We start from the raw sequence: 13,056 nt of genomic DNA, 5'->3' as shown, positions 1-13,056 counted from the left end.
GCAAAAAAACAGGGGATGGGTGCTGTCATATGGGATTATTTAACGACAGTAGACCATAAAAAGATTGCCATTCTCTATTTAATTGCAGGTGGATTGTTTTTTGTAATAGGTGGAATAGAAGCACTATTTATTCGCCTGCAGTTAGCGATTCCTAACAATGCTTTTCTTGTTGGGGATGCTTATAATCAAGTATTAACGATGCACGGTACAACAATGATTTTCCTCGCAGCTATGCCACTCGTGTTTGCATTTATGAACGCCGCTGTGCCACTTCAAATTGGAGCACGTGATGTGGCGTTCCCGTTTTTGAATTCGCTCGGATTTTGGTTATTCTTCTTTGGTGGATTATTTTTAAATTTAAGTTGGTTTTTAGGAGGCGCGCCTGATGCAGGGTGGACATCGTATGCATCTTTAGCTTTAGCCTCTAAAGGACATGGTGTTGATTTTTATGTACTCGGCTTGCAAATATCAGGTATTGGTACATTAATTGGAGGTATTAACTTCCTTGTTACAATTATTAATATGCGCGCGCCAGGGATGACGTACATGCGCATGCCGATGTTTACATGGACAACATTTGTAACATCTTCACTTATATTATTTGCATTTCCACCGTTAACTGTAGGGTTAGGGCTTTTAATGTTAGATCGTTTATTTGGCACAAGTTTCTTTAATCCGGCACTAGGTGGGAACACGATTATATGGGAGCATTTATTCTGGATCTTCGGTCATCCAGAAGTATACATTCTTATACTCCCAGCTTTCGGAATATTCTCAGAAATCTTTGCTACATTTTCGAAGAAACGATTATTCGGTTATTCCTCGATGGTGTTCGCGACTGTATTAATTGGATTTTTAGGCTTTATGGTATGGGCGCATCATATGTTCACCGTCGGTCTTGGTCCTGTTGCAAATGCCATCTTCTCAGTTGCAACAATGGCGATTGCAGTTCCGACAGGTATTAAAATATTTAACTGGCTCTTTACAATGTGGGGCGGAAGTATTCGGTTTACAACACCTATGATGTGGGCAGTAGCTTTTATTCCATCATTCGTTATGGGTGGAGTTACTGGAGTTATGCTTGCGTCGGCACCAGCCGATTATCAATTTCATGATAATTATTTCGTAGTAGCACACTTCCATTATGTAATTGTCGGTGGTGTTGTATTTGGTTTACTTGCAGGTGCGCATTATTATTGGCCACTTATGTTCAATAAAGTATTAAATGAAACGTTAGGGAAAATAACGTTTTGGTTATTCTTTATCGGTTTCCATTTAACGTTCTTTATCCAACATTTCCTTGGTTTAATCGGTATGCCTCGTCGTTATTACACATATTTAGAGGGGCAAGGATTAGAGGTTGGAAATATGGTTAGTTCAATTGGAGCAGTTTTCATGGCTCTTGGAACGATCGTTCTTTTGTTCAATGTTATAAAAACAACAGTATCAAAAGAAAAAGCTGGTCGTGATCCATGGGATGCGCGTACATTAGAGTGGACAATGCCAGCGCCTACACCGGAATACAATTTCAAACAATTACCATTTGTTCGTGGATTAGATCCATTTTGGATTGAAAAACGTGAGGGTAATAAAGAGATGACAGCGGCGGAACCAGTCGGTGATATTCATATGCCGAATGCTTCATTTTCACCATTTATCATTTCTCTAGGTCTATTTATAGCCGCTTTCGGTGCGATGTATATGCAGGGCGGCAAAGATAAATTTTGGTTATTAGTAGCAATTATCGGTTTAATCATTACATTTGGCACAATGTTCCTACGTTCAGTAATTGATGATCATGGATATCATATTCATAAGGAAGATTTAGAGGATAAGGGGGGCAAGGCATAATGCATGTAGATGAAAAATTAACGAATGAAACATTTCCAGCAGAGCCTGAAAAAGCAACCCTTGAGGGGAAAAATAAATTTGTCGGTTTTTGGTTATTTCTTGGAGGCGAAACAGTGTTGTTCGCTTCCTTGTTTGGCACATATTTAGCGCTAAAGAATTCTACAAATGGTGGACCAACATCTCAAGAGATGTTTCAAATGCCGCTCGTGTTCATTATGACGATGCTTTTATTAACGAGTAGTTTAACGAGTGTGTATGCGATGTACCATATGAAAAACTTTAATTTTAAGAAAATGCAACTTTGGTTACTTATAACAGTGTTGCTTGGCTTAGGATTTTTGGGATTTGAAATATATGAGTTTTATCATTATACACATGAATTTAAGCATACTATGAGAAGTAGTGCATTTGGCTCTGCATTTTATGCTCTTGTTGGTACACATGGACTTCACGTATTGTTTGGACTTTGTTGGATTTTAACATTAATCTTTAGAAATGCAAAGCGGGGCTTAAATTTATACAATGCACCGAAGTTTTATGTTGCATCAATTTATTGGCACTTTATTGACGTAGTTTGGGTGTTTATTTTCACTGTAGTATATTTGATGGGAATGGTGGGATAAACAATGGCGGTTAAGCAAACGAATAATCCTAAGGTGGATCTTGTTTATCGGAAGAGAAAAAGTGCAGAGGAAATGAAGCACCAAGTTATTACATTTTCACTAATGATTTTTTTAACATTAGTTGCATTTGCAGCGGTGGCATATCCGAAAACATTTAGTCCGATTTTTTCGGTTCCATTTATATTATTGTTAGCAGTCGTTCAAGTTATATTTCAGCTATATTATTTCATGCATATGAGTCATAAAGGGCATGAAGCGGCGAGTTTCTTCTTGTACTCTGGATTGTTAATTGGTTTATTAACAATATTAGCCTTTATGACAATTGTGTGGATTTAAACAGTGATAGTAGGGGGCTCTGATTTATCATAGCCCTCTTTTTATATGAAATATAAGAATTTTGAAAAGGTAGGTGTGGAAATGGAAAACTTATGGGTATTTGGTTTTCAAGCTTTATGGAGTCCGATTTTTTTATTATTTATGATCTCGATTCTTATTAGTTATTTTTTAATTATTGGACCATATAGAACGCGATTTGAAAATGCGACGAAGGTAAGTAAGAAGCAAATTTTTTATTTTACGACCGGAATTGTTCTTTTGTATTTTGTAAAGGGAGGACCTATTGATTTAATTGGTCATATTATATTTAGTGCACATATGTTTGAGATGGCAGTAATGTATATTGCGGTGCCTCCGTTATTACTGCTTGGTATACCTGTTTGGTTATATCGTTATATTACTTCTTTTAAGTTCGTTCAAATTGTGATAAAGTTTTTTGCTAAGCCGCTTATTGCGTTGTTTGTATTTAATGGCCTGTTTTCCTTTTATCATTTGCCAATTGTTTTTGATGCAGTAAAACAAAGTCAAATAGCGCATCCTATTTGCCTTGCTATATTGTTTTTTGCAGCAATGATGATGTGGTGGCCGATGTTAAATCCGCTGCCAGAATATCAAACTTTAAGTGATATTAAGAAGCTTGGTTACATGTTTGCTAATGGTATGTTATTAACGCCAGCTTGTGCGTTAATAATTTTTGCGACTGCACCATTATTTGCAACATATACAGATCCGGCCGCTTGGATGAAGGCAATGGAACTCTGTGTACCGGCGGGTACTTTATCAGATTTAAATATAACTGGACCAGAATTTTTACATTGGATGCCGGTAGTACAAGACCAGCAAACAGGTGGTATCATTATGAAAATTGTCCAGGAAATAGTGTACGGTACGATTATCGGTTATGTGTTCTTTAATTGGGCACGTAGAGAACGTGAAAAGGATAAAGAGCAGCTGCAAGAGTTACCTCCTTATTTGCAGACGAAATAAAAACTAGCGCATCGTATTAATGCGCTAGTTTTTTTGTTATTCAATAATTTGAAATTCTTTTAACTCTTTTTCAATATTTTGTAGGAGTTGTTCGCTTTTTTGAAGTACATTTGTTGGAAAAATCTCATCATCTCCATATTCAATGCCATGAGGATAATAATGTTTTCCTAATAAGGGTGGCAATAGTTTTACTTGAGCGTGTCTGCCGCCGATGTCACCTTCAACAGCAAATCCTTGTACACGTAAATAATAAATATCCTTTAATATTTCAAATTTATAATCATATGTAACGCGTTCGTAATCCCATTGTCCAGCAAGTACAAAATGATTGTTTTCCATAATCTCAGTTAAAAGAGTTAAATCAACGACTGCATCATTAAAGTTTGTATTTGTAAATTGCATAGAATACCTCCTTCTTTTAATGTTAGTGCATTATTTTTATAATAGTATGAATAATAAGAAAGTGCAATTCATATTGCGAGAAAAGGGATATTCCAGACTTTTTTCGTGAAAATATGATATAGTGAAAAGAGTACGGTACACACAAAAAAGGAAAGAAAAGGATTTGTGTATATCTCGATTTTATGCTTTGTTCAGGAGGTATATCGTTTGAAGAAATTATTGCGTATCGTAATGATTACATTTTTAATTTTAGCTGTTGATTTATACGGGAAGTTACTCGTATCACAATATATATTAACCCCATCTCACTCTAAGCAAGAAAATAAAATTGTGAAAAAGAAGAAGCAAGTAAATGAAGAATCCACAGATACTGTTTTAAGTATGATTGGTGGGGACTCTGAGAATTTATTAGCGAAGTGGGGCGAACCGTCTCGAATAGAGCCGTCTGCTTATGGATATGAATGGTGGGTTTATAACCAAGATTTAGCTCAGTATGTTCAATTTGGAGTTGCTGAACGTAAAGTTGTAACGGCGTATGTTGCTGGTGAGCAAGTTAAGGTGGCTCCCTATTATATAAATGAAAAGTATGAAGAGGTATATAAAAAGAATCCACTTTCACATGAGATTTCATTAAAAAGAGGAAAGAATAGTTATCAATTTGAGTTATCTGATACGGAAGTAATGGAACAACCGCTAGTACCTGTAGAAGATGGATGGGCACAATTATATTTTGATCACTTTACACATGAGCTTGTTGGTCTTCGTTATATGGATGATGAAACGTTATTACGACAAAGACCATATCAACTCGTTTATTCAGGTGAATTAATAGCGGAACAGCCGCTGACGCCAGAAAAAATGAAACAAGTAGAAAATGGAAATATGCAACAAATTCTCGATTTAACAAATGTTATTCGAAGTCGTCATCAATTACCGTTGTTAACATGGGACCAACAAACTGCAGATGTTGCATTTGGCCATAGTAAAGATATGAAGGATAATAATTATTTTTCACACGATTCACCTACTTTTGGTACGTTAGGAGATCGTTTGCAACGTGGGCAAGTGGCTTTTCAACTTGCTGGTGAGAATATAGCGGCGCAACATAGTGATGGAATTGCGGCGGTACAAGGTTGGTTAAATAGTGAGGGTCACAGAAAGAATGTATTAAATGAACAATTTACTGGATTAGGTGTTGGGGTATATGATAAATTTTATACTCAAAACTTTATCCGAAAATAAAATGAAACTTTAATCAGTGGGAGTCTTACTGTCCGCAAATGGGGAGATAAAAAGGTGCATGAATCGTCTAAAAATAGGCGAACCATGTGCCTTTTTTTTCTTACAATATAGTAGATATACATGAAGAGGTGAGGATTATGCCAACAACAAAAGGGCCGTTACATCCATCGGTTCAACAGTTTAAAGAGTTTGTAAACCATCACCCTAAAATGGTTCATGAGGTTAGAAGTGGTCAAAAAACTTGGCAGCAATTTTATGAAGAATGGTACTTACTTGGTGAAGAAGATCAAATATGGACAGCGTATAGACCTGATGGAGCACCTGCTTTTTCTTCGATAAAAGAAAATAAAGAAGAAAAAGAAAGTCGAACAGAAGAGGAAAAAACTGCTGATGTGATGGGGCAAATGCTTTCTTTCTTTAAAAAGTTAGACGTAGAGCAAATGCAACATCATTTAGCAAATGTAACGAGTGCGATTGGTAGCGTGCAACAAGTTATCCAACAATTTCAAGGGAACCGTGCGCAGCCAGAACAAAGTACTTCTGAAAATAATCCTTTTTTCTTTCAAAAGGATTAGGGGGAAAGAGGATGAGAGCAGAGCTTATGGAGTTTATAAAAGCTGATGAGGATTTAGCTCGCTATATTCGGGAACAGCCATACTGGTATCGGAAATTGACGCGTAACCCAGAAGAAAAAGAAGCTTTTGAGTTAGCTGCCATGCAGCATTTCAAAAAAACGATACCAGATAAAGTGGAAAAATTTCAAAATCAATTGGCGGTTGCTTCAATTATGATTGATATGTTCCAGTATATGAAGCAGCAAAATACGACGTAATTGGAAGGGAAAACTATGTCCGTTATGCAAAACTTTTGTTACAATAGAATCGCATTATTTAAAAAAGGAGTTGCAGCATGACGGAAATTTGTTTAGTACGACATGGACAAACTGATTGGAACTTTCAAGAGATTATTCAAGGGCGCGAAGATATTCCACTTAACGAGGTTGGGAAGAAGCAAGCGAGTCAAAGTGCAGCTGCCTTGCAAGCGGAATCGTGGGATATAATTATAAGTAGTCCGTTAATTAGAGCGCAAGAAACAGCTAAGGAAATTGCTGGGGCTATTGGATTACCATCTATTTTATTAGATGAGCGATTTATGGAACGTAATTTTGGGGAAGCTTCTGGGAAACCAGTTGCGGCCGTTAGAGAGTTAATTGCAGAAGGTAATGTAGAAGGAATGGAGCAGGATAAAGAAATTGTAGAGCGCTGTTTTACGGCTTTACAAGAGGTTGCAGTAGCACATGGAGATAAACGTATTATCATTGTTGCGCATTCACATGCAATAAAAGCTATTTTACACGCAATTGCACCAGATGAAATTACATTTAAAACGCCGTTAAAAAACGCATGTATTAGCTACGTGAAAGAGAATAGCGGGAAATGGGATGTTCTTAAATATAATATTGCGGAGCATATTAGTGTATAAGAGTGCAAGGGGATGGTATGAAAAGTAGTTAGTATCATATCTTTTTTTTAGGTGAGACACTTCAATTAGTAGTTCTGTTCCAAATGTGTTATGATGAATACTCGGAGGTGTCTCTCATGATTGTAGCGACGCTGGAAAGCGTATTGATTTTAGATAAGGCAGAGCAGCTTGCAAAAGCGATTATCTGTTCAGATATAGCAGAAGATTATCGTAAGTATTATAAGGATTTACAAGAAGATATAGAGGTCCAGACGCTAATTCAGCAATTTACAGTGATGAAAGAGCGATACGAAGAAGTGCAACGTTTTGGTAAATATCATCCTGATTATACTTTCGTTTCAACGAAAATGAGGGAATTAAAGCGTTCTGTAGATATGCATGATAAGGTTGCAGCCTTTAAAAGAGCAGAAACTGCTTTACAAAAGTTATTAGATGAAGTTAGTGTAGCAATAGGCTCTGAGGTGTCATCTTCCGTTAAAGTCCCAACAGGAAATCCGTTTTTTGATGCGGGTGGCTGTGGCGGTGGTTGTGGTACCGGAGGCGGTTGTGGTTGTAAAAAAACGGGGTAATTTACCCTGTTTTTTAGAATATAGAAGAAAACGTATACAGAGTTTGTCCTTTAATGTCATAAATTTTTGATTGGTTTTCATAAAATATAAGAATATAAGTTTTTAAAAGGAGAAGATGGAGAAGATTATGTTCGGGCAACGACAAAGTATGATTGTTTATTTACATTCATTGAAACATGCCAAGATTTTAAGGAAATATGGTAACATTCATTACATATCAAAACGTTTGAAATATGCCGTTGTATATTGTGATATGGAACAAATTGAGCATATGATGCAAAAATTGAATAAACTTCCTTTTGTGAAAAAAGTAGAACAGTCGTATCGCCCATTTTTAAAAACAGAATTCGAAAATTCGCGTCCTGATCGGGCAAAAGAATACGATTATAGCTAAGTAAAAAAATCCCCTGCTAAATTTAGCAGGGGATTTTTTTATTTGAAATAACGTGTTATTTCATTGGAGGAATGAAATTGTTCATTCGTAAAATACCAATTAGATGATTAAAAAATAGTTCTTTTTCAGGGAAAGTTGTTGATGGTTTTACAGTAAAGGGAGTAACTTTTTTCCCTATTTGTTCCGCCATTTCTTCAAATAAAACGACACGTTTACTTTTTTTATTTTCAAGTAAAGGAATGCCTTCACGACATATGTATAATGGTTGGAAATCACCAGTAGTTGTCGGTTTTAGTATTACAACAAGTGAACACATTTTTTTTTCGTTTTTTACAGTTTCGAATTGTAACATATGTGTTACACGTTCTGGGTTTGTTTTGGCAATTTCAAGTAATTCATATAAGTCAGAGTAGCCTTCTCCGAGTTCTATAAAGCGTTGAATCATATTTTTTCCTCCTCTTTCTTTTACTGTACCACCTCACTTTTTAAATGAAAAGTAGACAAATAAAAAAACCCTGCAAAGCAGGGCCCTTCTAATACTAGTATGTACTAGTAAGAAGGCAAAGGGAGAGGAGAAACCGGAGGAAGAACTTATGGGGAAACGTAAGTCTTCTCCGCGGTTGGCAACAACATCGAAGATGATGTTGTTATATTTATTTATGTCCAATCTAAATGAAGATATACATAATGAAATTAAAATTTATGTTAGGCTTTTTATTTTTCTTTTTTTTATTTTATGATAGGATAAAAAAGGTAAAGTGGAACTGATGTACATAAAGGGTTTTTGTTCACAAATAGTGAGATGAATATGCAAGAAATAGCGAACGGTTATTTTAACTAAAGTTCTCTATAGGTTAAGTAACGAATTAGTGAAGAATTGTATGGTTTGGTAGCGGTTACTGACTTGAGATGGATTTACTGTAATCGCTCGATAGATTGAATTAAAGGTAGTGACAACAGATGAGAGTAGTTTCAGGAAAATGTAAAGGGCACCCACTTAAAGCGGTACCTGGTAATACAACACGTCCAACGACAGATAAAGTGAAAGAATCTATTTTTAATATGATAGGTCCTTATTATGATGGTGGTATCGCTCTTGACTTATTTGGTGGTAGTGGTGGTCTTGGAATTGAGGCCATAAGTAGAGGGATTGATAAAGCGATTTTTGTTGACCGAGATAGTAAAGCGATAAAAGTCATTCATCAAAATTTAGAAAGCTGTAGAATACAAGAACAAGCTGAAGTGTATCGAAATGATGCGGAACGTGCGGTAAAGGCGCTTATAAAGCGTGAAATATCATTCAATCTTATACTAATAGACCCTCCATATAAAGGTCAAAAAATTGTGTCTTTAATTAGTGTGATCGATCAACATGGATTGTTAGATAAAGATGGCATCATTATGGCAGAGCATGGGGATGACGTGGTTTTACCTGATTCAATAGGAGAACTTGTAAAAGTACGGGCAGAAAACTACGGGATTACAGCAATTTCGATTTATAAGTATGAAGGTGAGGGGACAGAATGACAAGTATAGCTATTTCTTCAGGGAGTTTTGATCCAATTACCCTTGGACATTTGGATATTATTAAAAGGGGAGCAAAAGTATTTGATGAAGTATATGTAGTTGTTTTAAACAATTCATCAAAAAAACCATTCTTTTCGGTAGAAGAACGCCTAGAGTTAATTCGAGAGGCGACAAAGGATATACCGAATGTAAAAGTTGATTCACATAGTGGATTATTGGTGGAATATGCAAAAATGCGTAATGCAAATGCAATATTACGTGGTTTGCGAGCGGTTTCTGATTTTGAATATGAGATGCAAATTACTTCAATGAATCGAAAATTAGACGAAAATATCGAAACCTTCTTCATTATGACAAATAATCAATATTCATTTTTAAGTTCAAGTATTGTGAAAGAAGTTGCGAGATATGGGGGAAGTGTAGTAGACCTTGTTCCTCCGATTGTAGAGCGTGCTTTAAAAGAAAAGTTTCAAACCCCGTTAAAGTGAACGGGGTTTTTCTTTATGAATGCGTAAAAACAATAAGATAACATATAAATATAAACAAAATAAGGTGAAGATTGGTCCGTAGTGTATAAATGATGTCCAAATATCAGTTAGTGTGTAAGAATGATTCAATAAAAATACGGGAAGATCTTCTTGCGTAGGCGAGAAAGAATGAACTTTTTCATAAAATGGCCCCCAAAATATAAAAGTGAGAATAGGAGCGAGAATACTTTGGATAATTCGAGCTAAAAAATATGGTTTAAAGCGGATATCTGTCTCCGCTAATATGCTTGCTACTTGTGCCTGAATAGAAAGGCCGCTAAATGCTAAAATGAAGCTTGTTACCATCGCTTGTTGAAGAAGTGTTGATTCATTAATTTGACTAATCATTTGGCTTCCAAGCGTCATTTCAAAAATACCAGATAATATCGGGATATTAAATTGGGATGTAAGTTGGAAGAATGATAAAATATGTTGCATAATAAAAGAAAGCGCTTCTGTAATTTCGAAAACAGTAATCATTTTATTTAAAACAGAGAATAAAATAATAAACCCACCAATCATGAGCAATGTTTGAATAGAAGAAACGATAGCGTCACCGAGTAGTTTTCCAATCGGTCTTTTTTCTTGCATACGTGTTTGGTGGAGGATGGAAAAAGGGTTTTGAAAGGCATGCTTTTGATTCGTATGTTTGTCTTTTATGTAAGTATCGTTTGTACCATAAAAGCGCATAAGTAATCCGACGATAAAGTTACTTATATAATGTGCTGCTGCTAATACGAGCCCTAATTTCGGATTATTGAAAAAACCAATAGAAACCGCTCCGAAAATAAAAAGTGGATTAGAAGAATTTGTGAAAGATACGAGTCGTTCCGCTTCGATTTGTGTTAGTTGATTGCTCTTGCGTAGTCTAGCGCTTAATTTGGCGCCAGCGGGGAATCCTGAAGCCATTCCCATTGCCCAAACAAACCCACCTACCCCTGGAACACGAAACAGTGGACGCATTAGTGGTTCTAATATAACACCGATAAATTTTACAATACCAATACTGATTAGAAGTTCCGCAATGATGAAAAACGGTAGTAGTGAAGGGAATACAACTTCCCACCATATATTTAACCCGCGAATTGAAGCTTGCAAAGCAGCTTGGGGGTGAAGTACAAGAGAAAAGGTTAAAAATAACATCGATATGGTAAGAAAAGCAGTTTTCCATTTTTCGTACATGTAAGAAAATCCCCCTTTGTCCCAAAAACGTTCATTTCAGTATACGTGGATATGTGGTGAATTTAGACCATAAGTATGAAAAAGGAATGAAAAAAATTAAAGGGTGAGAAAAATGAAGGAACCAAAAATCGGTTTAGCGCTTGGATCCGGAGGTGCAAAAGGTTTTGCTCACATAGGGGTAATAAAAGTATTAAGGGAAGCTGGTATCCCTATTCATATGATAGCAGGTAGTAGTATAGGAGCGTTAATTGGTACATTCTATGCAGCGAGTTGTAACGTTGAAAGACTGTATAAATTGGCAGCTGTTTTTAAAAGGAAATATTATTTGGATTTTACAGTTCCTAAAATGGGATTTATTGCTGGAAAACGTATCAAAGATATGATTAAAATGTTTACATATAATAAAAATTTAGAAGAGTTAGATATCCCGACGGCTGTTGTGGCTACTGACATTTTGAAGGGGGAAAAAGTTGTTTTTACAAGCGGTCCGATTGCGGAGGCGGTTCGAGCTAGTATATCTGTGCCAGGGGTGTTTGTTCCAGAGAAAATAGATGGCCGCTTATTAGTGGATGGAGGGGTAATTGACCGTATTCCCGTATCGGTTGTAAAAGATTTAGGGGCTGATATTGTTATTGCTGTTGATGTATCTCCAATTAAGGTGAATGGAGAGGTTACATCGATTTATGATGTGATTATGCAAAGTATTGAAATTATGCAACATGAACTTGTGATGAATCGGCAAATAGCATCAGATTTAATGATGCGGCCAGCAGTAGAACAATTTAGTTCGCGTGCTTTTACACATATTGAAGATATCATTCGGGTCGGAGAAGTGGAAGCAGAAAAACATATTTCAAACATTTATTTACTAATTGAGCAGTGGAAGGAGAAACATAATGTTTAAGCGTTTTCGGTTTATATATGCAATTTTAATAGGGGTTATATTGGCGATGCTACTTGTTTATGTGCGTTTGCCATACTTTGTGACAAAACCAGGTATGGCCGCGAAATTAGCGCCGTACGTGCAAGTTGACGGTGGTACTAAAGAGTCTGGTGATTTTATGCTTGTCACTGTCTCAATGGGGCCTGCAAATGTTGTGAACTTAATAGCCGCGCAATTTAATAAATATACACACGTTTCGAAGGCGGAAGAAATATTGCAAAAAGGTGAGAGTGATGAAGAATATCAATTTCGTCAAGAGTATGCGATGAAAGATTCACAAAATGCTGCAATTTATAATGCATATAAACGTGCGAATCGCTCTGTTTCTTTTGAAAATAAAGGTGTACTAGTGGCTGGTGTAGCAAAGGGTATGCCGTCAGAAGGAAAGCTTAAGCTTGGAGATGTTATAGTAGCTGTCGATGGAAATACATTCGACAAGACGGAACAATTTATTGAGTATATGACAGGGAAAAAAGAAGGGGATACAGTAAATATTGAATACAAGCGGGGCGGAAAACAGTTTAAAGAACATTTAAATGTAAAGACAATCCCTAATGGGAATGGACGCGTCGGTATAGGGGTCTCTATCGTTACGGAAAGAGAGCTAGTAGTAGATCCGAAAGTGAAAATTGATTCCCATGAAATAGGAGGCCCGTCAGCAGGGTTAATGTTTACACTAGAAATTTATAATCAGCTCGTTGAAGAAGATTTAACAAACGGACATGAAATAGCTGGAACAGGTACAATCAATGATAAAGGAGAAATTGGTCCAATTGGTGGTATTCAGCAAAAAGTAGTAGCTGCTAGTGATGCAGGAGCTGAAGTGTTTTTTGCGCCAAATGAAAAAGGTGTAGAGAAATCGAATTATAAAGATGCTCTTGAAGCTGCGAAAGATATTAAAACAAAGATGAAAATTGTACCGGTGGACACACTGGATGATGCATTAACGTATTTAGAAAAAATGGGTAAAACAAAGTAAACCTCTCTGAAG

Annotated in this window: 17 protein-coding genes; 14 read left to right on the top strand and 3 right to left on the bottom strand. The window is 36.3% G+C overall.

Features of this window, described 5'->3' with window-relative positions:
• Positions 1-15: 15 nt before the first annotated feature.
• The 4 genes from ctaD (at position 16) to ctaG (ending at position 3,797) form a co-directional block, all read left to right on the top strand.
• Positions 16-1,851 (top strand): cytochrome c oxidase subunit I, encoded by a 1,836-nt coding sequence (gene ctaD / locus EXW56_RS18755; protein WP_215597585.1) that lies wholly within the window; start codon positions 16-18, stop codon positions 1,849-1,851.
• Positions 1,851-2,474: a cytochrome c oxidase subunit III gene (gene ctaE / locus EXW56_RS18750; RefSeq protein WP_002121963.1), complete on the top strand. Its 624-nt coding sequence runs from the start codon at positions 1,851-1,853 to the stop codon at positions 2,472-2,474. The genes ctaD and ctaE overlap by 1 nt, the downstream gene beginning before the upstream one ends.
• 3 nt (positions 2,475-2,477) lie before the next feature.
• Positions 2,478-2,810 carry a cytochrome c oxidase subunit IVB gene (gene ctaF / locus EXW56_RS18745; RefSeq protein ID WP_002121961.1) on the top strand — a complete coding sequence of 111 codons (333 nt, stop codon included), beginning with the start codon at positions 2,478-2,480 and terminating at the stop codon, positions 2,808-2,810.
• 81 nt (positions 2,811-2,891) lie between these two features.
• Positions 2,892-3,797, top strand: a complete 906-nt coding sequence (gene ctaG / locus EXW56_RS18740; RefSeq protein ID WP_002111473.1) for a cytochrome c oxidase assembly factor CtaG — start codon at positions 2,892-2,894, stop codon at positions 3,795-3,797.
• A 36-nt stretch (positions 3,798-3,833) separates the two neighbouring features.
• Here ctaG and EXW56_RS18735 read toward each other — a convergent pair whose 3' ends face one another.
• Complete coding sequence (locus EXW56_RS18735) at positions 3,834-4,199, bottom strand: YugN family protein (RefSeq protein ID WP_002111472.1); 366 nt, start codon at positions 4,197-4,199, stop codon at positions 3,834-3,836.
• A 207-nt stretch (positions 4,200-4,406) separates the two neighbouring features.
• On the opposite strand from EXW56_RS18735, the gene EXW56_RS18730 reads away from it, so the two are divergent.
• The 6 genes from EXW56_RS18730 (at position 4,407) to EXW56_RS18705 (ending at position 7,886) form a co-directional block, all read left to right on the top strand.
• The gene (locus tag EXW56_RS18730; RefSeq protein ID WP_002111471.1) at positions 4,407-5,441 is read left to right on the top strand and encodes a CAP domain-containing protein; all 1,035 of its coding nucleotides are present in this window, start codon (positions 4,407-4,409) and stop codon (positions 5,439-5,441) included.
• 137 nt (positions 5,442-5,578) lie between these two features.
• On the top strand, positions 5,579-6,016 hold the full coding sequence (locus tag EXW56_RS18725) for a YlbD family protein (RefSeq protein WP_215596844.1): 438 nt from the start codon (positions 5,579-5,581) through the stop codon (positions 6,014-6,016).
• Between the two features lie 11 nt (positions 6,017-6,027).
• On the top strand, positions 6,028-6,273 hold the full coding sequence (locus EXW56_RS18720) for a YlbE-like family protein (RefSeq protein WP_002014770.1): 246 nt from the start codon (positions 6,028-6,030) through the stop codon (positions 6,271-6,273).
• 77 nt (positions 6,274-6,350) lie between these two features.
• Positions 6,351-6,923 carry a histidine phosphatase family protein gene (locus EXW56_RS18715; RefSeq protein ID WP_002160690.1) on the top strand — a complete coding sequence of 191 codons (573 nt, stop codon included), beginning with the start codon at positions 6,351-6,353 and terminating at the stop codon, positions 6,921-6,923.
• 116 nt (positions 6,924-7,039) lie between these two features.
• Entirely contained in the window at positions 7,040-7,492 is a 453-nt protein-coding gene (locus EXW56_RS18710) for a YlbF/YmcA family competence regulator (RefSeq protein ID WP_002111468.1), read from the top strand.
• A 127-nt stretch (positions 7,493-7,619) separates the two neighbouring features.
• Positions 7,620-7,886: a YlbG family protein gene (locus tag EXW56_RS18705; protein WP_002088292.1), complete on the top strand. Its 267-nt coding sequence runs from the start codon at positions 7,620-7,622 to the stop codon at positions 7,884-7,886.
• Positions 7,887-7,941: 55 nt separating this feature from the next.
• Here the strand turns inward: EXW56_RS18705 and EXW56_RS18700 are convergent, their stop codons facing one another.
• On the bottom strand, positions 7,942-8,331 hold the full coding sequence (locus EXW56_RS18700; RefSeq protein ID WP_002199503.1) for a DUF7147 family protein: 390 nt from the start codon (positions 8,329-8,331) through the stop codon (positions 7,942-7,944).
• A 515-nt stretch (positions 8,332-8,846) separates the two neighbouring features.
• On the opposite strand from EXW56_RS18700, the gene rsmD reads away from it, so the two are divergent.
• Both rsmD and coaD read left to right on the top strand, forming a co-directional pair.
• A complete protein-coding gene (rsmD, locus tag EXW56_RS18695; protein ID WP_215596843.1) occupies positions 8,847-9,413 on the top strand; it encodes a 16S rRNA (guanine(966)-N(2))-methyltransferase RsmD in 567 nt (188 codons plus the stop codon).
• On the top strand, positions 9,410-9,901 hold the full coding sequence (gene coaD / locus EXW56_RS18690) for a pantetheine-phosphate adenylyltransferase (RefSeq protein ID WP_000200601.1): 492 nt from the start codon (positions 9,410-9,412) through the stop codon (positions 9,899-9,901). Before rsmD ends, coaD begins: the two co-directional genes overlap by 4 nt.
• On the opposite strand, the gene ylbJ is transcribed toward coaD, so the two are convergent.
• A complete protein-coding gene (ylbJ, locus tag EXW56_RS18685; protein WP_002111463.1) occupies positions 9,893-11,122 on the bottom strand; it encodes a sporulation integral membrane protein YlbJ in 1,230 nt (409 codons plus the stop codon). The genes coaD and ylbJ overlap by 9 nt on opposite strands.
• A gap of 112 nt (positions 11,123-11,234) precedes the next feature.
• Here ylbJ and EXW56_RS18680 point away from each other — a divergent pair, with 112 nt between their 5' ends.
• Together EXW56_RS18680 and EXW56_RS18675 are read left to right on the top strand one after the other, a co-directional pair.
• Positions 11,235-12,026 carry a patatin-like phospholipase family protein gene (locus EXW56_RS18680; protein WP_002088284.1) on the top strand — a complete coding sequence of 264 codons (792 nt, stop codon included), beginning with the start codon at positions 11,235-11,237 and terminating at the stop codon, positions 12,024-12,026.
• Positions 12,019-13,044 carry a SepM family pheromone-processing serine protease gene (locus tag EXW56_RS18675; protein ID WP_215557397.1) on the top strand — a complete coding sequence of 342 codons (1,026 nt, stop codon included), beginning with the start codon at positions 12,019-12,021 and terminating at the stop codon, positions 13,042-13,044. Before EXW56_RS18680 ends, EXW56_RS18675 begins: the two co-directional genes overlap by 8 nt.
• Positions 13,045-13,056: the final 12 nt, after the last annotated feature.

This window comes from Bacillus mycoides (genome assembly GCF_018742245.1).
GTDB classification, from domain to species: domain Bacteria; phylum Bacillota; class Bacilli; order Bacillales; family Bacillaceae_G; genus Bacillus_A; species Bacillus_A cereus_U.
The sequence above is the reverse complement of the archived record's forward strand: the minus strand, read 5'-3'. Positions and strand labels throughout refer to the sequence as shown.